Below are 24,326 nucleotides of genomic sequence, written 5' to 3'. Positions count from 1 at the left end.
CAAGACTGTCAGACCCCTGCGGCATGCTCGCCAGCATGAACGAAGACGCCTTCTGGCAGCTCATCGAGGACTGCAGGCCCACGGAACCCGACCCTGACGCCGAACTCCTCGCCGCCGCAGTGACTGAGCGGCTCGCCCAGTCCCCGCTGTCGCTGGTCATCGGGTTTGCCGAGCAACTGTCATGGGCGCTCTACCGGCTGGACCGCAAGGAGTACGGACACGACTTGTCCGATGACGCCTTCCTCTACACCCGTGCCGCGGTCGTCGCCGCCGGCCGCACCGTATTCGACAGCGTCCTCCAAGACCCAACGGCCTTCACTCCTTACGCCACCGACCTCATCTGGGCCGAGCGCCTGCTCTACACACCGGACCGGGCATACAAGCGCATCACTGGGGAGGAGTGGGACCGCGACACGCGCTACTCCTACGAGTCGTGCTCGAACACCGAGGGCTGGGCTGATTGAACGGCATGTCCTGCGGATGGTGACGAGTCCCAGGGCCATTGATCGTCCTCACGGAATGTGTGCCAGAACCTCGTTTTCACCTATGCAGCCAGACACGGGGACCACGCCTTACGGACCAGGTCGCCGGGGCCATGTCGTCCCAGAGGCGCGTCGAAGGCTCGCCTTCGAGCGCGCGGGCTACGAAACAGCGGAACACGGTCGAGCGGTGCATCAACAACTTCAGGCAGTGGCGCGGCCTGGCCATTCGATACCGCTGTGAGGATGTTCGGGTGCCGCTTCGGGTAGTGGCCTGACCCGCGATACGACTGACCCTGGTGCCTTGGTTTTGCTCTGTCGGCCGCTGTCCGGAGCGGTACGCGCTGCCGCTGGAACGGCGGGCGTGTCCCGAAAGGGGCTTTCGCGAGAGGCACCGTCTCAGTCCTGACCGCCTGACCGATCCAGCGATGGCTGACCCGCTTCCCATCGCTGAGGAAACAGGTGACCGTGACCAGGATGACCCAGGCCGTTCCGCTGGACCAGGACATCGTGCTGGGCGTCGACACGCACAAGGACGTCCACGTCGCTGCTGTGATCACAGCCGCTCGTGCCTTTGTCGAGAGCCGGAGCTCTCCGACCACCGCCGAGGGCCACGAACAGTGACTGGACTGGGCCCAGAGGCCACCTCAGCCGGGCCGGGGTGGAGTGCACGGGCTCTTACTGATCTTTTCGTAAGTTCGGTGGGTGTGGTGGGTGGATGGTCAGGCCGGTGTGGGCGAGGAAGGACCATGGCAGTTGTGGGTTGTGGTTGATGCGGTGGATGCCTTGCTCGGTGGCGTCCGCGACGTCGGCGAGGTGGTCGCCGGCGAGGTTGGCGAGTTCACGTTTCTTGAGCGGGGACCACAGCAGCTCCACCGGGTTCAGCTCGGGAGCATAGGCGGGTAATCGCTCCAGGGTGAGCCAGTCCTGGTCGGCGACCCAGGCCCGCATCGTCCGGCTCCAATGGGCGGACAGGCCGTCCCAGACCAGGACCACCCGCTCGCCGGGGTAGAACACTTTCATCTGCTCCAGGACCTCGATGAGGGCGGCGGTGTCGTAGCTGCCGGGCTTGAGATGGAAACACAGGCGGGCCCCTCGATCGGGGTCGGTGGAGTGGTATCCCAGGGCCGCGGCCATCGACGCCCGCTTCCAGTTCAGCCGGTGCCGCAGCAGCGGGGTCCGACCTCGGGGTGCGTAGGTGTGGCGGATCTGAGGCAGCAGGGAGACGCCTGATTCGTCGAGGAACACGATCCAGGCACGTGTGTTCACGGCCCTTTTTTGATGCGCGGCCACTCGTGACTGATCCAACGGGCGATTTCCGACTCGTCCCTCTCGACCGCCCGCCGCTCGGGCCGCTGCAGACTCCATCCGAGCCGGCCGGTCAGCAGCCGCCACACCGACGCCCTCGACAGCACCACTCCCGTCACCCGCTCCACGACGGCGCCGACTCGCTCGAGGGTCCACAGGTCGGCCTCGAACCCATGAGCCTGGGCTCCTCGCATCAACGCGGCCCGGACGGTCTCGACCTGGGCGTCGTCCAGCTTGGGCGGACGACCGGTGACCGGCCGCCGCCGCAGCGCCGAAGCACCACCTTCCTCCCACGCCCGCCGCCAACGCCGAACGCTCTCCGCACACACCCCCACCGCCCGCGCAATCTCCGCATTCGAGACACCGTCCTCGAACAACTCGACCGCCCGAACACGCCGAGCCTCCGCCAACTGAGGCCGCGATAAAGGAGGAAGGGAGGCGCCGCCAGCCGAAGGTGAAGGTTGATAAGCCACCCCGACAGCCTCCCACTCACACCGCCACCACACCCACCGAACTTACGAAAAGATCAGTAGAGTGGCGCTATGGACATCCTGAGCGACACCCTCGAAGTCTTGCGCACGGGACGGCCGATGGTGACTCGCACCGACGCGCACGCCCCGTGGGCCCTGAAGTTCCAACCCATCTCAGGAGCCGGATTCCACGTGGTCGTGGAAGGGCACTGCCACCTGCTGCCACCGCACGGCTAGCCGCTCGCGCTCGGACCCGGCGACATCGTGTTCCTGCAGCGCGGCAGCGGACACACCCTGTGCGACGTGCCGGACCGCGATCCGGCGGACTTCGTACCAGACCGCGTGGACCGTTCCTCGCCGATTGGCCACGTCACCGTGGACGGACCAGGGCCGCACACGGTGCTGGTGTGCGGCGCGTACGCGATCGACGTTGATCGCCCGCATCCGCTGTTCAGCGATCTACCAGAGGTCATCCACCTCCCCGCGGTTCCCGGCCGCCACCCGGTGCTGCGCTCGGCGGTCGATCAGCTGTGCGCCGAGTTCCACGCGCCGCAGCCGGGCTCGGACGCGGTCGTCACGGCGCTCATCGATCTGCTGCTGCTGTACATCCTCCGGTCGTGGTACGCCGAACTACCGAAGGAGCGGACCCGGGGTTGGGCGGCCGCGCTGACCGACCCGGCAGTCGCTCCAGCCCTGAAGGCGATCCACGTCGATCCCGGCCATCCCTGGACCGTGGAGTCTCTGGGCACCCGCGCCGGGCTTTCCCGCGCGGCGTTCGCCCGCCGCTTCGCCTCGGTGGTCGGCGAGCCGCCGTTGACCTACCTGACCAACTGGCGGATGGCCACCGCGGCGCGGTTGCTGCACCAATCGCCGACCCCGCTGAGCACAATCGCGCAGCACACGGGGTACACGTCGGAGTTCGCCTTCGCCAAAGCTTTCAAACGACACTTCGGGTCGCCGCCGGGAGCCTACCGCAAGCAGGTCAAGACGGCAGGCGACGAACCAGGCGAATACAACTGGCGCTGAGGGCCAGGACATCACCGCAGCGGATTTGGAAGCGGTGGTCGCTGCCGATCCCGGCCTCGCGGTGGCCCCGATGCGGTGGAGCGCCAGGCGGATCGTGTCCAAGAGCCCAACGATGCGGTGATCGCGACGATGCGCGAGGTGGCGGTGGCGGAGGTTCTGGAGGCGAAGTTCCATGTTGACGACGGCCCCTGAACGCACTCCTGCACTGGTCGAACTGGCGCAGAAGCCACCAAGCTTCGGCACGTCGCAGCCACAACCGGCAGCGGCTCTCCGCCCCCTCCAGCGCGTAGACCGCCAAGTCACACTGGAGTATTAGTGGCCGTTCGTCTATGCGGGCACCCACCCGAACCCCGGCACGAACCCCCAGAACAGATGGAACCCGTACAACCCAACCCTTCCAAGGACGCAACCGGAATCGGCGGGGCGATGATCCGTATCCCCGTCATGCACCGATGGCGCCCAAGCCCTGCCACCACACCCCAACTCACACGCTGCGAGGCGAAGGCGAGGCCCTCCTGGAGCCGGTCGGGACGCTGTCGTCCCCACCAGGCCTGAAGGGCCTCGCCCGCATCAGGAAGCCCGAGCTGGTGCCGTCGGGGTCCTGGGGTGGATCCCTAGCCGGCGTATTGGTCCACGTCCAGCAGCGCGCCGATCGAAGCCAGGAATCCCAATTCCCTCGCCCCGATCCCGAAGCCGGGGCCATGCGGGTCCGAATCGGAGATCCACTGGACGAGAGCGAGCCGGAGGAAGCAACCCCTGCGAGAAAGGTCTGTCAGGCCTCTCTCTGAAGGGAGAATCCTCGGCCAGAGCCGCTCAAGGGCGAGACCGATGTACTCGTCCTGGCCAACCTCCTCTCTTATCTCCCACACGTTTACCTTGAGAGGGCGGCTGGGGTTCCGTGTGGGTCCGCCCTTGCGACGGAATACGTCTGGCTGCTGACCGACGATCTCCGAGATCTCCTCCACGGATAGTTCATCGGATTCGATACGGAGGATCACCGAACGCTTACGGTCCATTCTCAGCACTTCCAGTACTCACCGCTCTTGTGCATGAGAGTCGGAATATAGCTCTTCCGATCCTTGGGCATGAGGAACAAATACCCGGTCTTCTTGTCGAGGTAGATATCATAATGGGCGATGACCTTGTCCCGGGCCTTCGCATCGGTCAGCACGTCGGTCTTGAATTCGTGCGCATCACCGACCATCTTATCGACCTCCCCGTCGGACAGCTTGCGTAGCTTTCCAGGGTTCGTTTCAAATGCCGGGCCCGATCCGCCGTCGTTGTGGACCAGTACGGGCTTGGCACCTGCCAGCACATAGTAGGTGTGCAGGCCGTCCACAGTGAGGTTGTAGGCGGAGTGCAGTTCCTGCCAGTGGCGGACTTCTGCGATCTCTGCGGGTCGGCCGTCAGCCGCTCTGAGCGTGTCTCCCTCTCTCAGGTCGGCCGCGAAGGTCCAGGCCTTCGCGTTCACGGACCAGAAGGGGTGGTTCGAGGTGCTGATGAGGGATCCGCCACCGGAGGCCGGGGTCAGGCTGATCTCGGTGAAGGCGCGGTCGTCGGGGGTGTAGATGGTGGCGTCGACCCGCCGGGCGGCCGTGAGGCCCGAGACCGGGTCCGTGGCCAGGACCGAATCACCGACAGCGATCCCCTCGATCGACTTCGAGGATCCGTCCGCCATGAGAACCATGGTGCCTGCAGGAAAGCTGTTTTTCTGCCCGCACGGACTCTTCTTGAAGAAGTTTCCGATCTTGTCGAAGACTTCTCCTGTTTTCGCCCCGAACTTCTCGGCCCAGCGCACGCCCTTGAGACCTGCAGCTGCCCAGCCTGCGATGGGAAGCATTGCCGCACAGGAGAGAACAGCATCCTTCGCGGCGTCTTTGTCACCGATCCCGTACTTTTGGGCGAGATTGGATTCGATCGCGTAGGCGATGCAGTTGACGGCATCAGCGGGCTCCCCAACTACAGGGAGGAGACCCATGATGTCCAGCCTGAGGTGGATGTACTCCTTGAGGCTCATCCCGGGGGGCACTTGATTGGTGGTCAGCGCCAGGATGAGGGTGTTGAGCTCGGATGATCCGCCAGCCTCCGCGTCCTGCTGCATCGCGGCGTCGTAGTCGGCCATCCGCTGGTCCAGAAGCGCCTGCTGTTCGGCGGTGTAGCGCTCGGTCTGGTAGCGGGTGACCGTCGCCTGGTGTTTGGCGAGGGCCTCGGTGGCGCTCTGTCCGGCGTTGTGGGCGGACTGGCGGGCCTGTTCGGCTGCCTGGAACGCGCTCGCGGCGTATCCCTGGGCTGCGCCGTAGCTGGCTTCGGCGGAGATCGCCGCGTTTCTGGCCCTGCGGGCACTGCTCGCAGCCTCAGCCTGGGCCTTGCGTGCGGCTGCGGCGGAGGATGCCGCGGACTTCGCCGAGGTGCTGGCCCGGTCGGCGGCCTGCCGGGCCCGGGTGGCGTGGCCGTTGGCCTCGTCGGCGTATTGGGTGGCCGTCTTGGCGTGGCCGGCGGCCAAGTCTGCGTGGCCCTGGGCCTTCTCGGCGGCCTCGTACGCCTCGTAAGCGGACTTGTGGGCCAGGGCTGCGGTCTGGGAGGCCGTGGCGAGGATGGACTGGATCTGCTCGATGTGAGCCGCGTTGAGCTGGTCGCGGCGGGTGGCCTTGTGACGCCCGGAGGTGATGAAGGTGACCAGGTTGGTGTCGGGACTGGCGAGGGCGGCTTCGGCCGCTGCCTTGACCTCCGGTCCGCCGCCTTCGGCGAGCCGGGCGGCCTCGATGCGGTAGTCCTCGATCCGTGCCTGGTGCTGGCCCTGGGTGAGGAAGGTGTCGAGGGCCTTCGGGTCGGTGGCGTCGAGTGCGGCCTGGGCGTCTTCCTTGACCACCGTGCCGCCGGCTTCGGCGATGCGGGCGACCTCAACACGGTTGTTCTCGGCAGCCGCCTGGTACTGGCCCACGGTGAAGAAGGCGTGAACCTGGGCCGGGGTACCGCGCAGTGCGGTGGTGGCCGCGGTGCGGACGTCCTCGTGGGCAGATTGCGTGGCCAGGACGTGGACGGCTTCTCGTTCGTCTTCCTCCTGGGCCTGCTTCCAGCCGGTGAGTGCGTAGGCGACGACGGCTCCGTCGTCGCCGGCGAGGGCGACTTCAGCGGCGGCCCGGCTCCAGGGACCGCGGATCTGCAGGGCGGTCATGGCCATCTTGCGGCCGTTGGCCGCGATCTGGGCCGGCTGCGCGTCGGGCTTGGCGGCCTGGGCGGCGAGGGTATTGAAGTCGGTCTGGAGCGTGAGGGCTTGCTGCTTGACCTTGTTGATCTCGGCCTTGACGGTGTCGGTGGTCTCCTTGGCGTCGCGGGCCTCGTTGACCAGCAGGGCCGTGCGAGCGGCGATCTCGTCGGCTTCGCCCTTGCGGGTGGTGGTCTGGATCTCCTGGGCCTTGGTGACCGCGGTACTGGCCGCTTGGGCCGCCTTCAGCGCCTCGTCCGCATTGACTTTCGCTGCGTTGGCCGCCGCCTGGGCGTCGCCGGCGTGTTCATTGGCCTTGCGGGCTGCATCCGCGGCCTTGCGCGCGTGTGCGGCGGCGGAAAGGGCGGCATCGCGGGCCTGGGTCGCCGCCGTGATGGCGTTGTCCGCGTGGCGCTGCGCCTCCTGGGACGCGCGCTTGGCTTCTGCGGCGTGCCGCTGTGCTGCGGCTGCTGCGGCCTTGGCCTGGCCCGCGCTGGCTCCGGCGGCGGCAGCGTGGCCGGCGGCGGCGTTGGCGCTCGCGGCTGCCGCGTTCATGTCGTCGATGGCGCCGAGCGCGGCGGTCAGTGACTTCTTCGCCGCGATGGCGGTCTTCAGCATCGCGGTGAGGGTGTTGGCGATCTTCTCGGCGTCGGTGGCGGCCTTCAGCGCATCGGCGGCTGCCTTCTCGTTGACCTTGCCGGAAGCCGCTGCCGCCCACGCATTGCCGGCGGCCTGGGAGGCCCGCTGGGCGGCGGTGGCGGCGTTGGCGGCAGCGGCGATCGCGGTCTGTGCTGCGGCGTTGGCGGCGCGGGCAGCGGAAATGGCGGCTTTCGCCGCCGCGGCGGCACGGCGGGAGGACTCTGCCGCGCGACGCGCGGCGTCCTCGGCCTTGTTCGCGTCGTTCTTCGCCGCGAGGGTTTCGGCCGCTGCCGTCGCGGCTTCCTTCTTCGCCAAGGCTGCGGCAGTCTCGGCCTTCTTGGCCTGCTCCTCGGCGCTGACCTTGGCCTTGTCGGCAGCCGCTGCGGCGTCGGAGGTCTGCTGGGCCAGGTCGGTGATGCTGGCGTGTTCCTGGTCCTGGGCGCGGGTGATGTACTGGCCGTAGGCGAGGAAGTCCCGTACTTCGGTGATGCCCGCGTTCAGTGCGGCGGCGGCGGCGCGCTTGGTGGCGGGGCCTCCGGCCATCTCGATCTGGGCGACGCGGAGCCGGGCGTCGTCGTCGCGGCTCTTGTACTGGCCTTCGTTCAGGAAGGCGCGGACGTCGTCGATGGTCCCGTTCATCGCTGCGTCGCCGGCCTCGCGGCCGACGGTCCCGCCGGCCTCGGTGGCACGGGCTGCAGCCACGCGCTGGTCGTCTTCGAGCGGCCGCTTCCAGCCGTCCTTCATGAAGGCCACGAGCTGTTCCGGAGTGCCCTTGAGTGCCTCGGCTGCGGCCGCGCTGACTTCCGGCCCGGCTTCGGTGACGAGGGTGAGGGCGGCCTCACGGAGGTCGAGTTCCTCGGCGACCTTCTCGCCGTCGGCCAGGTACGCGCGGACCTGCGCATCGTTGCCGGTGAGCGCTGCTTCCGCGGCGGCTCGGACGGCCGGTCCTGAAGTCTTCCAGGCCTGAAGTACCTTGGCGCGGTCGGACAGTGGTGTCCCGGGGGGATCCGCGGCGCCGGCCGGCGCCGCTGTGATGAGCGTGGCCACGAGGGCCAGGGGCAGGAGTCCGCGGACGGACCTGCCGGCCACCTGGACTCCCCTCCCCAGGGTCCCAGAGCCTGCAAGCTGACGCACTGAATTCAATCCTTCTGCTGGTCGCTGGGCACCGCAAAGGCCCGCACCGGCGCCTGATCCCGGGCCGGTCCGCCCCCTCTTGGTGATGCACGCCGGACAGGTCCTGCCGCCTCCTGTGATTCGGCGTCCCCAGGCCGAAGGCGGGCAGGCCCCCACCAAGTCCTCGGACATGGCGCGGCATTGCTCTGAATCCTGATGCGTGATCCACGCATCGGAAGGTTGCACGGACACAACCGACCGCGATCTGATCGCGGCCCCAAATATAGCTGACAGGCAACCACGCGTGAGCAGTTGGGCCGCATAGTGAGCCTGTGCCTATATTGATCAGCGGCCCCCAGGCGATCATGACCGGCTGTCGTCTACAGCACGGTCACCATCACTTTGTTGAGCCCCCTCAGACACCGAGCGGGGAATGTCTTACGAAAGCGAACACATCAGTGCGCATACGCAGATGGATGCCCGTACCGATCGCGGCACTCGCCGTCACCCTGGGGGCACCGACCACACTGGCCACCGCGGCCGGTGAGCCTCCGGCCGACGTGCCGTACGCCGTCGAGGACGGCGCCTACCCCTATCGCGACAACATCCTCGGGCTGACCGGGGCCGACCTCATCGCAGGCGACGGCAACATCACGTTCACCTCGTGCGCGGGCCCGTATCAGATCAAGGTGTGGGCGGTGAAGCTGAAGACCAACGAGTCCAGGATCTGCTTCGCCGCCGCCGGGACCGGCTACCTGAGCGTCAACATCCCCCGCGCCTACCGCATCGAGACCATAGGCCGTGACGTCAAGGCGAGCATCTCCATCGAAGGCACCACTGAGGACCTGACCGTCCCGCGAAGCACCTCCCAGAGCTTCGGCGAGGCCGACCCGGCCAACCCGAAGCAGGCCGTGCTGCTGGAAATGCGGGTCACCGGTTCCGGCACCGCGACCCCGCAGCAGCCGGCCGGGGACAACCCGTACGCCTACCTCGGTAAGCTCCGCATCGGCGACACCCGGGCCTGCACGGCCGTACTCGTCGACCCCCGCTGGGTGATGACGGCCAAGAGCTGCTTCGCGGACAAGCCGGCCGAGAGCATCGACGTGCCGGCCGGCGCGCCGAAGACCAGGACCACGCTGACCATCGGCCGCAAGGACCTGAACGCCTCCGGCGGGCACACCACCGAGATCGCCGAGCTGGTGCCGCGTACCGACCGTGACCTGGTCATGGCCCGCCTGGCGCAGCCCGTGTTCACCATCACCCCGGTCGGCGTCTCCGCCACCGCCCCGGCGGTCGGCGCGCAGGTCACGGTGCCCGGCTTCGGGCGCACCACTCAGGACTGGGCACCGGCCCAGGCGCACAAGGCCGACTTCACCGTCGGCACAGTCGCCGCGACCGGGTTCGACATCGCGCCCAAGTCCCCTGCGGACACCACCGTCTGCAAGGGCGACGCCGGTGCGCCCGCCCTGCAGACCGTGAACGGGAAGACCCTCGTCTCCGGCGTCATCAGCCGAGCCGGGCAGGGGGGCTGCCTCGACGGTGCTTCCGCCCAGGCCGGCGCCTACGACACCCGTGTCGACGACCTCGGCAGCTGGATCGGGTCGCTGACCTCGCGCCGCTCGGCCGCGGTCAACGAGGCCGGCGCCAACGGCCGTATCCGCTGGGCCGACTTCGACGGCGACGGCAAGCCCGACTACATCAACGTCGCCGACAACGGCTCGGTCGCGGTGTGGCTCAACCGCGGCGGCAACCCCGCCGGCGCGAACGGCTGGCAGGGCATCGGCCAGGTCGCCACCGGCCTGACCACCGACCGCAACCGGGTCCGCTTCGCGGACTTCGACGGCGACGGCAAGGCCGACTACTTCCTCATCAACACCGACGGTTCCGTCGAGGTCTACCTCAACCAGGGCGGTGACCCCGGCAACGGCTGGAAGCACCTGGGCAAGGTCGCCTACGGCGTCACCAACGACGCGAGCAAGGTCCGCTTCGCGGACTGGGACGGCGACGGCCGCTCCGACTACCTCGCCTTCGCCGACAACGGCGCCGTCACCGTGTACCTCAACCGCGGCGGCGACCAGTCCGGCAACGGCTGGCCGGCCAGCAAGATCGCGTCCGGCGTGACCAGCGACCGTGCCCGCATCCGCTTCGCCGACAACGACGGTGACGGCAAGGCCGACTACTTCTACGTCAAGCCCGACGGCAAGGTCGACCTGTACGTCAACCGCGGCGGCGACGCCGTCCCGAACAACGGCTGGAACGTCGTGGGCCAGATCGCGACCGGCGTCACCACCGACCACACCCGCGTCCAGTTCGTCGACTTCAACGCCGACACCCACGCCGACTACGTGGTCTCCGGCAACGGCAACAGCGCCTCCGTCTGGCTCTGGAACGGCGGTGACCCGGCTGGCGGCAACGGCTGGAACGGCATCGGCGTCGTGGCCAGCGGCACCTGAGCCGTCCCGTTCCCCTATCGGTCGAGTCCCTGTGGCTCGGCTGATCAACCGGCCGTCCTCCGCCCTGCCCCGCAGCGGGACGGAGGACGGCCGTCCCCTTTCTTCCTTCCGGCCAGCCGGGCCTCCTGTCGGGACCCGGCAGCCGATGACACCGAGAGACCGCCTCAGTGATGAAGCGCAGCACCACCCTGACCACCGCCCTGCTCGCCGGAGCCACCGCCGCCTTCGGACTGGCGGGTACGCCCCTCGCCGTTGCGGCGCCTCAGCCGGCTCCTCCACTGGTGCGGATCATGCCGCTCGGCGATTCCATCACCGCAGGCGAAGGCAGCAACGGCCTCGTCGGCTACCGCGGCCCGCTGTGGGACCGGATGGCCTCCCAGACCGCCTACACCCCCGACTTCGTGGGGTCGGGCTCCTTCGGCAACGCCCCGGACCCGGACAACGAGGGCCACAGCGGCTGGACCGTCAAGGGCGTGCGCGACAACATCGACCGCTGGCAGGGCGGCGCCGCCCCCGACGTGGTCCTGCTCCACCTCGGTATCAACGACCTCAACTCCCACAACGCCGACCCGGCCGGCGCCGCGGCCGAACTGGTCTCGCTCATCGACCGCATCCAGGCCAACAAGCCCGGCGTCACCGTCATCGTCCAGGGCCTGCTGGTCGACACCCGCGGGCAGTTCGAGCGTACAAACACCTTCAACACGGAGCTGCGCACCACGATAGCCACTCGTGCCACCGCCGGCCGGCACGTACGGTACGTCCAGTCCCCGCGCCTGGACGTGGCCACCGAGCTGCCCGACGGGCTGCACCCCAACGACGCCGGCTACCGCAAGATGGCCGCCGCCTACCACGAAGGGCTGCAGGCGGCACTCGCCGACGGCTGGGTGCAGCCGGCCCGCGCGCCGCGGGCCGGCACCGAGTCGGGTGGTACGGACGGCGTCCGCTGGGCCGACTTCGACGGCGACGGGCGCACGGACTGGCTGACCATCGCCGATTCCGGAGAGGTCCGGGTCCGCCTCAACCGCGGCGGCGAGGGCGTCGGCACCTGGCAGGACATCGGCCGGGTCGCCACCGGTGTCACCACCGACCGCACCCGGGTGCGTCTGGCGGACTTCGACGGTGACGGGCGTGCCGACTACCTGTACATCGCCCCCGACGGCGGGGTCACCGCCTACCTCAACCGCGGCGGAGACGTCATCGGCGCCAACGGCTGGGAGCTGACCGGCAAGGTCGCGTGGGGCACCACCCGCGCCCACCAGCAGGTCCGCTTCGCGGACTTCGACGGTGACGGGCGTGCCGACTACGCGACCATCGCCGACGGTGGAGCCGTCAACGTCCACCTCAACCGCGGGGGCGACCCGGCCGGTGCCGGCGGCTGGATCGGCATCGGGCAGGTCGCGACCGGCACCACCACCGACCGCACCCGGGTGCGTCTGGCGGACTTCGACGGCGACGGCCGGGCCGACTACTGGACCGTCAACCCCAACGGCAGCGTGACGACTTACGTCAACCGCGGCGGCGACGGCCACGGCGGCTGGCGCTACGTCGGCCAGACCGCCTCCGGCGTGACCGACGACCACACCCGCGTACTGCTCGCCGATCTCACCGCCGACACCCGCGCCGACTACCTCATGCAGGCGCACGACGGCGGGACCACTGTGTACGCCTTCAACGGCGGCGACCCCAATCCGGCCGGCTGGACCCACCTCGGCACGATCCCCCACGCCTCGTGACCGGACGCCCGCACGGCATTCCGCCGCACCCAGGCCGCTCCCACGACGACCACCGGAAGGCAGCACCGCAGCTCCGCAAGATGACCGCTCTCACCGTGACCGTCGCCCTCGGCGCCGGTGCCGCCCTCACCGCAGCAGCGACGGCCCCTGCGTCCGCCGTCGCGAACCCGGCACCGCCGGTGCTGCGCGTCATGCCGCTGGGCGACTCGATCACCGACGGGTACCAGGGTTCGACCAACGCCGGCTACCGGGTGCCCTTGTGGCAGAAGGCCCTGACACACCCGCGTTTCCGTGTCGACTTCGTCGGGTCGCGGCAGTCCGGGTCGGCCCCGGACAACGACAACGAAGCGCACGGCGCCACCGTGATCAACGACTTCCGGGGCAAGGCAGGCGACTGGATACGCAGCGCCGAGCCAGACGTCGTCCTCCTTCACCACGGCGTCAACGACCTCGACCGCGGCACCGACAAGGCCAACGCCCCGGTCCGGCTGGCCGCAGTGACCGAAGAGATCCTGGCCGCGCGCCCGGGGGTCACGGTCGTGCTGATGGGCCTGATCCCCACCTCCGCGCCAGCCGGCGTGTCTTCCTTCAACACGGCGGTGAAGACCTGGGCCTCGGCCAGGGCGCAGGCCGGTGCCAAGGTCCGCTACATCGACGCGCCCGCTCTTGTGCCGGGCGAGCTGGCTGACGGACTGCATCCCAACGACGCCGGCTACTCCAGGATGGGTGACGCGTTCTTCGACGGCATCGACAAGGCCGTCGCGGACGGAATCGCAGTCCGTACCCACACGGCGCGGGCGGGCATCGAGACCGGCGGCGCCGGGCGGGTGCGCTGGGCCGACTGAGACAGTGACGGCCGGGCCGACCGAGTTCTCGTCGCGGACGGCGGTGCGGTCCGTGTCCTGCTGAACCGGGGCGGCGACGGGCGGGGCGGCTGGCAGGACCTCGGGCAGATCGCGTCAGGGCTGACGACGGACCGCAAGCGGGTGCGTTTCGCCGACTGGGACGGCGACGGCCGGACCGACTACATCTGGATCTCCGACACGGGCTCGGTGTCCGTCTACCTCAACCGCGGCGGCGACGGCCACGGCGGCTGGGCCTTCGCCGGCACGGTCGCGACGGGCCTGACCCGGGATGCCGAACAGGTTCGTTTCGTGGACTTCGACGGCGACGGGCGCACCGACTACGCCTGGGTGCGTTCCGACGCTCCGGTCGCCGTCTTCCTGAACCGGGGTGGCGACGGCCACGGCGGCTGGCAGGACCGCGGCACCATCGCCACGGGCGTGACCAAGGAGCCCACCCGTGTCCGGTGGACGGACTTCGACGGCGACGGATACGCCGACTACTCCGTAGTCCAGGCCAGCGGCTCGGTGGACACGTACCTCAACCGCGGCGGCGACGGCCACGGCGGCTGGTCCGTTCCGGCAAGCCCCGTCACGTCCGGGGTAATATCGCCCCTTTCAACATTCGCGGCACACCACGTGCTGCAATGGGAGGGTGAGGCCACCGCTCCGCTTCCCCGATGACCTGCTCGCCCTCCCAAGGGCGTGGCAGCAGACCTGCGCTGATCTCGCACAGGCCCCCGCCGAGACGGCACGACCGCGCTGCGCCGCCGACTGATCGCCCTCTCCGGCCGCCAGCACACCACCAGCGTCGGCCTGAGGGGCGCAACGGAGCTGGGGTATCGGATACTCCGTCCTCCTGGGGCCCGAGCCATGCCACCGAAGGCCCGCGGGCGCTGGTGCGCCATGCATTCACGGAGCTGGCGGTGGACCGGATCGCGGCAACCACGATGACGGTCGACACTGTCTCAAGGCAGGTCATGGAGAGAGCAGGCTCGCCCTTGATCCGCACCTTCTTCGAGCAGTGGCCCGAGCCGATCGAGGGAGCCGAGCACGGCGATGTGGAGTACGCGGTCATACGCGAGACCTGGATCCATCAGCACGGCGACCAGGAGCGGCCAGAGCTGCACATCCAAAGATCTTGACGACTCGTGGGCTCGGCGAAGGCCGCATCACCGGCGTCAAGCTGCACAAGCGAATCACGGCAGGCCGCGCTGGCATCCTCCCTCCGCCGCCGTTCTCCAGAGTGGTCGACCGTGTCAGCGAGCAGGGCACACCTACTGCCAGCCCATGTTGTCCTGCGCCGTGACGGTGGGGACGGACTGGGCAGGCGCGGCAGCGGCCGTTGTGGCGGCGAACAGCGGGGCGACGACGGTGAGCGTGAGGACCGCGGCGGCGTGGGCGATGCGCGTGCGAGACATGGGGTTTCTTCCGTTCCTGAGCGTTGACGGCACGTCGGATGGGTGTCCGGTACCGGTCGCGCCCCGCGGTGGCGCTTTCCGGTCCGAGTGCCTTCGGGAGCGGTGTCCGTTCGGGCAAGAACAACTTTCGCCGCAGGTCAGCATGGGTGAAAGGGCCGGCGAGTGGACGGAAACGGCAACGGCCGCTTGAGTCCACCTGCCTCGGGGGAAGCTCCTACGGGTCGTCAACCGGTCTGCTTGATGCGCACCAGGACGGTGGTTTCCAGCGCGTTGTCGGCGGCGCGGTCGCCGCCTCGGTTGAGGCAGTGGCCGTGGGTGGGGCCGGGAAGAGGCCGGGACCTCCGCTTCCTTGACCTCCTCGTCGAGTGCCCAGTAGCGGCGGGCGGGCCGCCGCAGTGCGGTCTCTTCACCGCGCAGGCCAGGGCGGCGAGTTCGCCCGCCGGGCGAGAGCGGGCCGGGGCGAAGACCATTTGCTTCGCGGACAGGCCGCGCACTCTGTCCCGGACGCCGGACGCCGGACGTCGCAGTGACGATGAGGGTACGGATCCGGTCGACGACCTGGGGGCTGGCTTTGACCGCGCTCTTGCGGACCACCCGCAGGGACCGGACCGCCTCCACGGTGCCGTTCATGACTTTCGGGGTCCCGCCTGCCCGGCCGGGCAGGACCGCGGTCGGCGCTGCGTAGGCGTCGACGGGGGACTTGCCCTTGCCCGCCCGGCCTTGCGGTCGGGGTGGGCCATTTCGATCACGGTGCCGGCATGGGGGGTGAGGAACCGGGGGATCTCCGCGCCATGGGCTCCGGTCCCTTCGAAGCCGACCGGGAGGACTCTTGTGTGCTGCCCTCCCCACCCACACCAAGCCGCACCACCCAGCAGCCGACGATTCCCGTGAAGGACATCCGGAGCGTCAGTCACTGGGAGAGTCAGACCCCCGAACGGTGCCGTGGCCGATCCTCCCTGTCAGTCGATGACGAGGAGCGGGGCCTCGGCGCGCAGGAGAGTCCAGCCCGAAAGTTCGGGGTGGCTCTCCAGCAGCCGGACGCAGACGGTTGCCGCGTTCGCTTCCGCCCGGGCCAGGGAGTCGGCCAGGAGGAAGAGACCCAGCACCGGTGCCGCGGTCGCGTGACCGTGACCGTGAACGCTGACGTGCTCGACGCCATCCTCGGGACGGGCGCACTCGTAGACGAGAGCACGCAGATCGGGGGGCAGTTCGCCGCCCTGGGCCGGCGGTCCTAAGTGCGCGTGTACGAGGTACATGACCCCTCTCTCTGCTGTCCCGCTACGGGCATATGATGATCTTTTTGTGCTGAAGATGAGCACATCCAGGGGGAAAACATGCTGTCTGCGCTGGGACTCGACACGATGGCGGAAGCCGTTTATCGAGCCATGCTGGCCGATCCGGGGGGCGGGGTCGCTGCCCTGGCCGCCCGCATCGGTGCGACGGAACAACAGGTACGTGACGGACTCGACGTCCTCAGCGAGCTCGCGCTGGTCCGGCCCTCGGCCGAGAACGGCGGGCTGCGCGCGGTCTCGCCGGACCTCGGGATGGAGGTCCTGATGGCCCGCCAGCAGGCCGAGATCGCCGCCCAGCAGCAGCGGCTGGAGGCCTCCCGCGCGGTGGCCGCCCAGTTGATCGCCGAGTACGCCGATCTGCGGCCGGCCACCGCCAGCCCGGGAGTCGAGCAGTTGATCGGCCTGGACCAGATCCGGGACCGTCTCACACGTCTGACCCGTGAAGTCCGCCACGAAGTCATGACGTTCGCACCCGGAGGACCCCAGACGGAGGGGAACATCGCCGCGTCACGACCGCTGGACGCCGAGTTGCTGGGGCGCGGAGTACGGACCAGGGTGGTGTACCTGGACAGCGTCCGCCACCACAAGCCGACCGTGGAGTACGCACGCTGGACGGCGTCGTTGGGCGGACAGGTCCGCACCGTGGCCTCCCTGCCCACCCGGCTGATCATCGTGGACCGGTCGACCGCGGTGATACCCGTGAGCAGTGAGGACACGGCGGGCGGCGCCGTCGTACTGACCGGGCAGGGAACGCTGACCGCGCTGTGCGCGCTGTACGAGAGTGTGTGGGCTGCGGCGCATCCACTCGGTGAGGCCCCCGTCCGGGATGTTCACGGCCTGAGTGCGCAGGAGGCCACCATCATCTCCTTGCTCTCTGAGGGGCACACGGACGAAGCGATCGCCAAGCGGCTGGGGGTGTCCCCGCGTACGGCCCGGCGGATCGCGAACGATCTCATGGAGCGGCTGGGCGCGCGGAGCCGGTTCGAGGCGGGTGTTCGGGCGGTCCAGCACGGATGGCTGCCCGCGCAACCGGGCTGAGTCCGCCTTGCCGGGGGGCCCTCGTCGCCGGGCGGGGTGCGAGGGGCCCTCGGACGCCCCGGCGGCCCTGCCGCGTCGGCGCCGTGGTTGCGGGGCCCGGGTGACGGGGCGCTGCCGTCACGTGGCCGGCCGGAAATATCGCCCTGGCCGGCCGGCAAGGGGGCGTGCGGGCCGCTGGGGGGTGAGCAGGCATGGTGATCCCGGAATGGGTGGTGGCTGAGGGCGGTTCGGGGGGTGCGGGGCCGGTGGTGCCGTGTCGCCGGTATCCGGCCCGGCGCACCCAGTTTTTCCGCTCCCCGCCGACTGCGAAAGCCGGGCGTACTGGCCTGAAGAGGCCTGGGCCGCAAGCGTCCAGTCCGCCGGCCGTCCTGCGGTCCCGGCCAGTGCCCCCTTGTGCGGCGGTGGGGAGCGTCCCCGCGTGCCCCGCTCGCCCGCCGGCCGTCGACGCTTCCCGGCCGTTGACCGTTGTTCTCGTCTGCGCGGGTCGTCCTGCCCGCTGACGAACCCTTGACCGGCTGGGGCCTCGTGCGGCGGGCCGTGCAGGCGCACAGCACGTGTCGGCGCGCCGGACGCGGTTGCCCGCTGAGTTCAATGGGAAGCGCACCCGGGCCAGATCGGGCCAGGGACGCTTCCGGCCATCCGAACCCCCTTCCCCTCGTCTTGCCCTTCCGCCGAGAGTGGTGATCGCCGCCAGGGAGCGAAGCGTGGACCTGGCCGGCACCGCCTGAGGACACGTCACCGCGGGACCCGAATCCGGAGTCCGACGCGACGTACCGGGCGCGGACCGACGATCACGACGGTCCGTCGGGCCGGGAGCACGTCCTGGCAGGGACCACACCGCAGGAGAAGGGAGTCGTGATGGCACAGCGTTCACGACAGTTCAGCAGACGTCAGGTAGTCGCCGCTTTCGCCGGGGTCGCAGCAGCTTGCGCGCTGCCGAACTGCACCGTGCTCAGCCGCCCCGCGTACGCGGCGGGTGGAGCCGGAGCCGACTCCCTGCCCTCGGGATCCGGTCTGCCGGACACCGATCGCGGCCGGGTCGTCTGGGCGTACCGTACGGGCGGCCGTGCCGTCCGCACCGCGGCAGCCGCGGCCCTGGTGGGGAGCGCGGCGGACGTGAAGACGTTCCTTGAGGAGCGGCTGCCCGTGGCCCGGGCCGAGGACAACCGGTTCACGCTCACGCGGTCGCTGGTGACGGCGGGCCGGGCGACGCGCGACGGCATCGGTGCGGCCCTGTCCGGTGGACCGGCGGCGGTCGACGCCTACCTCCTGGGCGGGTTCCAGAGCGCCGTGCGCGAGGACCTGCGGGTGGCGGTGACCACGGTCATGGCCCGCGGTGCCCGTGCCGTGAAGCGTGAGGGGGCCGCCGCGCTGGACTCCGGATCGGACTTCGCGCTGCGCGCCTTCCTCAGCGGCGGACAGTTCACCGCTCAGGAGGAGGACGACCGGGTGCAGGTGACGTCCATCCTCGTGACGGCGTCCCCGCAGGTGCGGGAGTACGCGAAGCGGGCCCTGGACGACGGGTCGCCGCGGGCGATCCGCTGGTTCCTGCAGACGGGCCAGTACATCGCCCGGGCCCGGGACGAGGAGACCGCGACGATCCAGCAACTGGTGAAGGTCGTGGAGGCGGAGGGGCAGCGGGCCGGTAAGAAGACCGACGAGGCCGTCGAGCTGTCGCAGCAGGCGGTCAAGGCCGCCGAGAAGGCCAAGGAGGCGGCCCTGGAGGCCAAGGCCGAGGCCCTGGCCGCCGAGAACGACGTCCAGCGCTCCGCGCGGGCCGCGAACAAGGCGGCTCAGGCGGCCAGGGGCGCTGCAGCCGCCGCGGCCACCGCGGTGTCGGCCTCGCGGACGGCGCAGGCCGCCGCGACGCGTTCGGTGGCGGCCGCGCAGGCCGCCGCCGCAGCAGCCGCAGCGGCAGGTCGCGCCGCGGCTCGGGCGTACCAGGCCGCGATCGGGGCTTCCAAGGACGCTTCCATGGCGGACGCGGCCCGGGCTGCGGCGCAGGCTGCGACGGCCATGGTCAAGTTCGTCCGCACGGTGGCCCAGAAGGCCGACCTCGCGGCGTCGGCCGCCGAAGCGGCCGACGCGGCGGGCGCGGCTGCCGCCGGTTCGGCGGTCAACGCGGCTGCCGCGGCCAGGGCATCGGCCGACGCAGCCGCGGCCTCCGGTGCCGCGCAGTCCGAGGCCGCCACGGCGCAGCGCGAGGCCGCCATCGCCGAGGCCGCCGCGGCCCGGGCCACGCAGGCCGCGAGCAAGTCGCGGAGCCTGGCCGGTCAGGCCGCCGCCGCGGCCCGGGTGGCGCGCGACGCGGCCAACAGCGCCGCCGACCACGCCGAGAAGGCCGCCGCCGCCGCCATCGAGGCGGCGAACCACGCCGGCCAGGCGGTGGACTACGCCAACCGGTCGACGGCCGCCGCCAACGCGGCCGTCGAGGCCGCGGACAAGGCTTCCGCGGCGGTCGCCAAGGCCCGGGAGGTGGAGCAGGCGGCCCGTGACGCCGAGACCGCGAGGCTGGCCGAGGAGACCGAAGAAGCGGTCGAACTGGCGCGCAAGGAAGCGGCGGCGGAGGTGGACGAGCTGGAACGGTACGACCGGGAACGCACCCAGGAAGCACGGCTGTCCGCCGAGCTGGTCACCCTCATCGGCTCCGCCGAGTCCGCGCTGAAGGCCGGCAGGACCGCGGAGGCCGCCGCGGCCGGCCGCAAGATCGCCATCCAGCTCGTCGACCGCTCGGGTACCTGGACCCAGCAGGCCGCCGAGTTCGCGCTGGGCGGCTCGGACGAGGACGTCGCCCGCTGGCTCGACGCCGACCGCCTCCTCGCCCTGCAGCAGGACAACTTCGAGAACGTCGTGGCGAAGGCTGCCATTTCGACGCAGAACGTGGCCGTGGCCGCGGTGGACGTGCTCAAGGCCGGGGACGCCGCGAAGATCAGGACGTTCCTGGAGACCGGTGCGATCGAGGCGGCCAGGGAGGACAACCGGGTCGAGGTGACCACGGTCCTCGCCGACGACAACACCGGCCCCGCGGAGCGGCGCGCCGCCGTGGCGGCCCTGGAGAAGGGCACGGCCCAGGCCCTGCACACCTTCCTGCACGTCGAGCGCACCAAGGCCGTCCGTGAGGACGACCGGGTGAAGGCCACCACCCTGCTGGCGAACGGGGGCCCCTACGTCAAGGCGGCCGCCCGGATCGCGCTGGAGGGCAACAGCCACATGCTGCGGCGGTTCATCGGCACCACGCAGCACGAGTTCGCGCGGATCGACCACGACCACGCCACGCACATCAGCGCGGTCCGCGCCATGATCGCGGGCGCCGCCAAGGTGGCCCAGGAGGCCCAGGAGAACGCGGCCAAGGCCTCCGAGGCGGCGGCCCTCGCACGCGACGCCGCGGCGAAGGCGCTCGAGTGGGCCGAGCTCGCCAAGGGTTACGCCGCAGCCGCGAAGCTGTCCGCCGAGGAAGCGCGCAAGAACGCCGAGGCCGCCGAGGGGTCCGCAGCCGCTGCCGCGCGCTCCGCCGAGACGGCACGTCAAGCAGCCGCCGCCGCGAACAGAGCGAGCAGGGTGGCCCGGAGCGCGGCGACCCGCGCCGTGCGGTCCGCCACCGAGGCCGCCTCCTACGCCGCCGACGCCGCGGCCTCCGCTGCCGCGGCCCGCCAGGCATCGCTCGCGGCGGGCCAGAGCGCCAACGCTGCCGCCGGTGCGGCCATGCAGGCGAAGTACCTCGTCTTCGAGGCCGCGCGGCTCGAGGCGATCCAGAAGGCGCTGGACAACGCGAAGACCCCGATCAAGCCGGCCGACAGCGGCCTTCCGGCAGGTGCCGAGAGCTGCCTGACCCCGTTCGGGCAGCCGGTCGGGTCCGGCAACAGCACCAACCCGTGGGAACTGGGCTGGAGCTGGCTCACCGGATCGGGCCCCTCGTCGCAGTGCTTCGGCCCGAACGACGAATTCACCCGCATCTACCGTGAGCACGCGCGTACTCAGGAGGCCCTCGCCTTTTTCGCCGACCGGACGCGGACGGGCCAGTACGAGCTCGGCCACACGCTCAAGTACGACTACTCCCTCAAGGGCCCCGAAGGTGCGGGGAAGTACATCCAGGACTACGGGACGCTCTCCACGGCGGGTCTCACCGGCAACCTGGCGTACACCTTCCTGGGTTCCCACCTGGTACGGATGACCCCCACCCGAAAGAACCCGGACGGCTCCGTGGTCTGGCGGTACACCGCCTACAACGAGTCCGACATCGAGTCCGCCACGCACCCCCCGGTCATCGGCTACACGGAGTGGTGGAGCAAGGGACCCGGTTCGTGGATCACCGAGATCGTCGGCGACAGCGGGCCGATGGCGCCCAAGACCCAGGTCATCGAATTCGACATCACGCTGGGTCCGTGACCCCCGGGAGGCCGGGTCCGGTGCGACTCGCCGCCTTCCTGGCCGCGGCCGTGTCACTCCTCGCGGGATGCACGGGCTCCATCGACCCCGACGCACTGCCCGGCCTGTACCGCGACGACCGGACGGGCGCCGAACTGCGGCTCGGGCCCGACGGGACGTTCTCGGCCGAGGACGTGGTGACGGACGGATCCTCCGACCCGGCCGACTTCAGCGGCCGGTGGGAATGGCTCGGCGACCGAATCGGTGACGACTTCGTCTACCTGTCCGTCGAGGACAGCGGCCTCGGCCGGACCGCCGGCCTCCAGCTCTACCCGAGCGGGACGAACGCGGTGGAGTTCCGCCCGGACCCGGACCGGCCCCCCTCTCTGAAGCTCACCCGGGTGGCGGCGCCGTAGCGCCCGCGCTCCGCCGCCACCCTCCGCAACTCCGCTCGACAGCAACACCCCTTCTGCATCAGCAGCTCCGACCACAAGGGGCGGTGGAGGAAACCCCCGCCGCCCCGTCGATCCCGACCTCAAGGAACAGCAATGAAGTCACGCAACGCCTGGACCCGCATCCTCGGAACCGCGACGGCGGCCGGTGTGCTGGCATGGGCCGTGGTGGCCGCGGGCCAGCCCTCCACCGGCTCCACCCCCACCAGCAGCAAGCCCGTCGCCGAGACGGGGCCCGGGTACGCCATCGAGGACTACAACTACCCCGGCGCCGACAAGATCCTGGCCGAGCAGGGCGTGGTCCTCAAGCGCGGCGACGGCCACATCCTGCTCGCCGACTGCAAGAGCGAGGAGAACCTGCTGAGGTTCCTCGCCCGCGACCGGGCGGACGTCTGTTTCAAGGTCACCGCCGACGAGGGCTTCCTGACCCTGGAGATCCCGTCGGTGCACGGGGTGCGGACGGACGATTCCGTCAAGACCCACCTGGCGATGACCGCCGAGAACGACCGCGTCGAGTACAACATCCCCGCCAAGACCTGGGAAGGGGTCGGTGAGTCCGTGGACGGCCGGGAGCACGTCCTGGTCGAGATCCGCATCAGCAAGTAGCAGCGGTCGTGCACCCGCACGACCCACCCCGGCTCGCCCGCCCACCTCTTCTCATCCTGAAGGAAACCGCACATGTCTGCCTTCCGTCCGCGCACCGCCCGTACCGCCCGTACCGCCCGCATCCCGGCCCTGCTGGTCACGACGACCGCCGTTGCCGCGGGCCTCGTCCCCGCGGGCTCCGCCCTGGCTGTCTCCGGCCCGGAGGCCGCCGCCGGTCAGCACACCTCCGTCGTCAAGCTGAACATCGGTGACGAGCCGAACGGCCGCGGGTGCACCGGCGCCCTCATCGACGCCTCGTGGGTGCTGACCGCCGCGAGCTGCTTCGCCGCGACGCCCGGTACGACCGTGCCGGCCGGTGCCCCCGCCCTGAAGGCCACCGTGATCCTCGCCGACGGCAAGCGGATCGCGGTCGCCGAGCTGGCCCCGCGCACCGACCGGGACGTCACCCTGGCCCGCCTCGCCACCCCCGCCACCGGTCCCACGGGCGTCAAGTACGCCGCTGCCGCCCCGGCCGCGGGTGCCGAACTGACCGCCGTGGGCCTCGGCCGGACCAAGACCGAGTGGGCACCGCTCAAGCCCCACACCGGCGCGTTCACCCTCGGTGCCTCCGACGCCACCACCCTCAGCATCACCGGCAAGGGCACCGACGCCATCTGCAAGGGCGACACCGGCGGTCCGCTCCTGAACGAGGCCGGTGAGGTCATCGGCATCAACAGCCGTTCCTGGCAGGGTGGTTGCCTGTCCGCCGACCCCGCCGAGACCCGTACCGGCGCCATCGCGGCCCGGGCCGACGGTCTGCGCGAGTGGATCGACGGGGTCCGGTCCACGACCCCGGGCTGGCAGACCAAGGCCCTCGTGCAGTCCGGATCCAGCCTCTACCAGGCGGTCCGGCTGTCCGACGGCTCCTGGACCGGCTACGCCGACGTCCAGGACAAGGCCGGCAACGTCGGCGGGATCCGCAGCACCGCAGCCGCCGGCATCAACGGTGACACCCACGTACTGGCCATCAGCAGCAGCGGCGGACTCTTCCACACCGTCCGCAAGCAGGACGGCACCTGGAGCACTTTCGGGGACGTGTTCTCCGCGGCCAACGCCCTCGGCAACCTCACCCAGGTCTCGGCCGTCTCCATCGGCCACGACCTCCACGTCGTCGCCGTCGCCGACGGCAAGGCCTTCCACACCGTCCGCAACAACGCGGGCAGCTGGACTCCCTTCCGCCAGATCAACGGTTCCCTCACCGGTGTGACCGCGGTGGCGACCGCCAGTGTCCGCGGTGAGCTCCAGGTCGGCCTCATCAGCGGCAGCAAGCCCTACCACAGCATCCGCCAGGCCAACGGGAACTGGCTCGGCTGGGGCAACGTCGCCCAGGCCGTCGGAACCACCGGCCCCGTCACCTCCATCAGCATGGCCGGCACCGGCGACGAGACCCACCTCGTCATCGCCACCGACAACGGCACCCGCCAGTACCACACCATCCGCAACTTCAACGGGACCTGGGCCATCTGGGGCGATCTCCAGGGTGTCCTGGGCGTGGTGACCGCCAAGTCCGTCTCCGCGGCCACCGTCAACGGAGAGGTCCAGGTCGCCGTCACCACCACGGACGGCAAGCTGCTCCACACCACGCGCCACACCGACCGCACCTGGGACGCACCGGTGGCAACGCCCCTCGTGGGGGTTCCCGCAGCACCGGGTCACCTCGCCATCACCGGCAACTACAACAACTAACCCCGGGCGGGCGTCCGCGTGGATCCAGTCCATGCCCTGACGCATCCCGAAGACAGGCGCCCCGGCACTCTGCGTGCCGGGGCGGCCCCCCCCCCCCCCCCCCAGCCCCCCCCCCCCCCCCGCCCGGCCCCCCCCCCCCCCCACCCCGGGGGGCCCACA

General features: G+C 70.3%; 17 protein-coding genes and 2 pseudogenes. 13 read left to right on the top strand and 6 right to left on the bottom strand.

What is annotated here, in order from left to right; translation table 11 throughout:
- The first annotated feature begins 35 nt into the window (after nucleotides 1-35).
- Nucleotides 36-464 carry a DUF4240 domain-containing protein gene (locus ABT123_RS34250; RefSeq protein WP_351321945.1) on the top strand — a complete coding sequence of 143 codons (429 nt, stop codon included), beginning with the start codon at nucleotides 36-38 and terminating at the stop codon, nucleotides 462-464.
- 483 nt (nucleotides 465-947) lie between these two features.
- On the top strand, nucleotides 948-1,103 hold the full coding sequence (locus tag ABT123_RS34245; RefSeq protein WP_351321943.1) for a hypothetical protein: 156 nt from the start codon (nucleotides 948-950) through the stop codon (nucleotides 1,101-1,103).
- A gap of 54 nt (nucleotides 1,104-1,157) precedes the next feature.
- On the opposite strand, the gene ABT123_RS34240 is transcribed toward ABT123_RS34245, so the two are convergent.
- Nucleotides 1,158-1,748 carry a transposase gene (locus ABT123_RS34240; RefSeq protein ID WP_351321941.1) on the bottom strand — a complete coding sequence of 197 codons (591 nt, stop codon included), beginning with the start codon at nucleotides 1,746-1,748 and terminating at the stop codon, nucleotides 1,158-1,160.
- Nucleotides 1,745-2,260, bottom strand: a complete 516-nt coding sequence (locus tag ABT123_RS34235) for a winged helix-turn-helix domain-containing protein (RefSeq protein ID WP_502971149.1) — start codon at nucleotides 2,258-2,260, stop codon at nucleotides 1,745-1,747. The genes ABT123_RS34240 and ABT123_RS34235 overlap by 4 nt, the downstream gene beginning before the upstream one ends.
- A 69-nt stretch (nucleotides 2,261-2,329) precedes the next feature.
- Here ABT123_RS34235 and ABT123_RS36810 point away from each other — a divergent pair.
- A pseudogene (locus ABT123_RS36810) lies at nucleotides 2,330-3,283 on the top strand (AraC family transcriptional regulator).
- Between the two features lie 614 nt (nucleotides 3,284-3,897).
- Here the strand turns inward: ABT123_RS36810 and ABT123_RS34220 are convergent.
- Nucleotides 3,898-4,299, bottom strand: a complete 402-nt coding sequence (locus ABT123_RS34220; RefSeq protein ID WP_351321936.1) for a DUF4279 domain-containing protein — start codon at nucleotides 4,297-4,299, stop codon at nucleotides 3,898-3,900.
- A 2-nt stretch (nucleotides 4,300-4,301) separates the two neighbouring features.
- On the bottom strand, nucleotides 4,302-8,216 hold the full coding sequence (locus tag ABT123_RS34215) for a polymorphic toxin-type HINT domain-containing protein (RefSeq protein WP_351321934.1): 3,915 nt from the start codon (nucleotides 8,214-8,216) through the stop codon (nucleotides 4,302-4,304).
- A 500-nt stretch (nucleotides 8,217-8,716) separates the two neighbouring features.
- Between ABT123_RS34215 and ABT123_RS34210 the strand changes: the two genes are divergently transcribed.
- From ABT123_RS34210 to ABT123_RS34190, 5 genes and pseudogenes are all read left to right on the top strand, one after another.
- Nucleotides 8,717-10,693, top strand: coding sequence for an FG-GAP-like repeat-containing protein (locus ABT123_RS34210; protein WP_351321932.1), 1,977 nt, complete (start codon nucleotides 8,717-8,719; stop codon nucleotides 10,691-10,693).
- A 170-nt stretch (nucleotides 10,694-10,863) separates the two neighbouring features.
- Nucleotides 10,864-12,426 carry an FG-GAP-like repeat-containing protein gene (locus tag ABT123_RS34205; RefSeq protein ID WP_351321930.1) on the top strand — a complete coding sequence of 521 codons (1,563 nt, stop codon included), beginning with the start codon at nucleotides 10,864-10,866 and terminating at the stop codon, nucleotides 12,424-12,426.
- A gap of 80 nt (nucleotides 12,427-12,506) precedes the next feature.
- Nucleotides 12,507-13,271: an SGNH/GDSL hydrolase family protein gene (locus ABT123_RS34200; RefSeq protein ID WP_351321928.1), complete on the top strand. Its 765-nt coding sequence runs from the start codon at nucleotides 12,507-12,509 to the stop codon at nucleotides 13,269-13,271.
- 12 nt (nucleotides 13,272-13,283) lie between these two features.
- Nucleotides 13,284-13,952 (top strand): annotated as a pseudogene (locus ABT123_RS34195) (FG-GAP repeat domain-containing protein); the annotation flags it as partial.
- 215 nt (nucleotides 13,953-14,167) lie between these two features.
- A complete protein-coding gene (locus ABT123_RS34190) occupies nucleotides 14,168-14,413 on the top strand; it encodes a GNAT family N-acetyltransferase (protein ID WP_351321926.1) in 246 nt (81 codons plus the stop codon).
- Nucleotides 14,414-14,545: 132 nt separating this feature from the next.
- On the opposite strand, the gene ABT123_RS34185 is transcribed toward ABT123_RS34190, so the two are convergent.
- Both ABT123_RS34185 and ABT123_RS34180 read right to left on the bottom strand, forming a co-directional pair.
- Nucleotides 14,546-14,689: a hypothetical protein gene (locus ABT123_RS34185; RefSeq protein WP_351321924.1), complete on the bottom strand. Its 144-nt coding sequence runs from the start codon at nucleotides 14,687-14,689 to the stop codon at nucleotides 14,546-14,548.
- 959 nt (nucleotides 14,690-15,648) lie between these two features.
- The gene (locus tag ABT123_RS34180; RefSeq protein ID WP_351321922.1) at nucleotides 15,649-15,795 is read right to left on the bottom strand and encodes a hypothetical protein; all 147 of its coding nucleotides are present in this window, start codon (nucleotides 15,793-15,795) and stop codon (nucleotides 15,649-15,651) included.
- A gap of 228 nt (nucleotides 15,796-16,023) precedes the next feature.
- Between ABT123_RS34180 and ABT123_RS34175 the strand changes: the two genes are divergently transcribed.
- From ABT123_RS34175 to ABT123_RS34155, 5 genes are all read left to right on the top strand, one after another.
- Entirely contained in the window at nucleotides 16,024-17,019 is a 996-nt protein-coding gene (locus tag ABT123_RS34175) for a helix-turn-helix domain-containing protein (RefSeq protein WP_351321920.1), read from the top strand.
- Nucleotides 17,020-17,877: 858 nt separating this feature from the next.
- Entirely contained in the window at nucleotides 17,878-21,405 is a 3,528-nt protein-coding gene (locus ABT123_RS34170) for an ALF repeat-containing protein (RefSeq protein WP_351321918.1), read from the top strand.
- Complete coding sequence (locus ABT123_RS34165; protein ID WP_351321916.1) at nucleotides 21,402-21,800, top strand: hypothetical protein; 399 nt, start codon at nucleotides 21,402-21,404, stop codon at nucleotides 21,798-21,800. Before ABT123_RS34170 ends, ABT123_RS34165 begins: the two co-directional genes overlap by 4 nt.
- Before the next feature lie 132 nt (nucleotides 21,801-21,932).
- Nucleotides 21,933-22,442: a hypothetical protein gene (locus ABT123_RS34160; protein WP_351321914.1), complete on the top strand. Its 510-nt coding sequence runs from the start codon at nucleotides 21,933-21,935 to the stop codon at nucleotides 22,440-22,442.
- Nucleotides 22,443-22,514: 72 nt separating this feature from the next.
- On the top strand, nucleotides 22,515-24,167 hold the full coding sequence (locus tag ABT123_RS34155; protein ID WP_351321912.1) for a trypsin-like serine protease: 1,653 nt from the start codon (nucleotides 22,515-22,517) through the stop codon (nucleotides 24,165-24,167).
- Nucleotides 24,168-24,326: the final 159 nt, after the last annotated feature.

Origin of the sequence: Streptomyces sp. NPDC002054 (genome assembly GCF_040296685.1) — a bacterium.
In the GTDB taxonomy this organism is placed as follows: Bacteria; Actinomycetota; Actinomycetes; order Streptomycetales; family Streptomycetaceae; genus Streptomyces.
The sequence above is the reverse complement of the archived record's forward strand: the minus strand, read 5'-3'. Positions and strand labels throughout refer to the sequence as shown.

Excerpts from the sequence above, each read along its gene's own strand:
- ABT123_RS34250 (WP_351321945.1), top strand. The coding sequence starts at position 36 with ATGAACGAAGACGCCTTCTGGCAGCTCATCGAGGACTGCAGGCCCACG.
- ABT123_RS34160 (WP_351321914.1), top strand. The coding sequence starts at position 21,933 with ATGAAGTCACGCAACGCCTGGACCCGCATCCTCGGAACCGCGACGGCG.
- ABT123_RS34200 (WP_351321928.1), top strand. The coding sequence starts at position 12,507 with ATGACCGCTCTCACCGTGACCGTCGCCCTCGGCGCCGGTGCCGCCCTC.
- ABT123_RS34185 (WP_351321924.1), bottom strand. The coding sequence starts at position 14,689 with ATGTCTCGCACGCGCATCGCCCACGCCGCCGCGGTCCTCACGCTCACC.
- ABT123_RS34155 (WP_351321912.1), top strand. The coding sequence starts at position 22,515 with ATGTCTGCCTTCCGTCCGCGCACCGCCCGTACCGCCCGTACCGCCCGC.
- ABT123_RS34175 (WP_351321920.1), top strand. The coding sequence starts at position 16,024 with ATGCTGTCTGCGCTGGGACTCGACACGATGGCGGAAGCCGTTTATCGA.
- ABT123_RS34220 (WP_351321936.1), bottom strand. The coding sequence starts at position 4,299 with ATGGACCGTAAGCGTTCGGTGATCCTCCGTATCGAATCCGATGAACTA.
- ABT123_RS34170 (WP_351321918.1), top strand. The coding sequence starts at position 17,878 with ATGGCACAGCGTTCACGACAGTTCAGCAGACGTCAGGTAGTCGCCGCT.
- ABT123_RS34210 (WP_351321932.1), top strand. The coding sequence starts at position 8,717 with ATGCCCGTACCGATCGCGGCACTCGCCGTCACCCTGGGGGCACCGACC.
- ABT123_RS34205 (WP_351321930.1), top strand. The coding sequence starts at position 10,864 with ATGAAGCGCAGCACCACCCTGACCACCGCCCTGCTCGCCGGAGCCACC.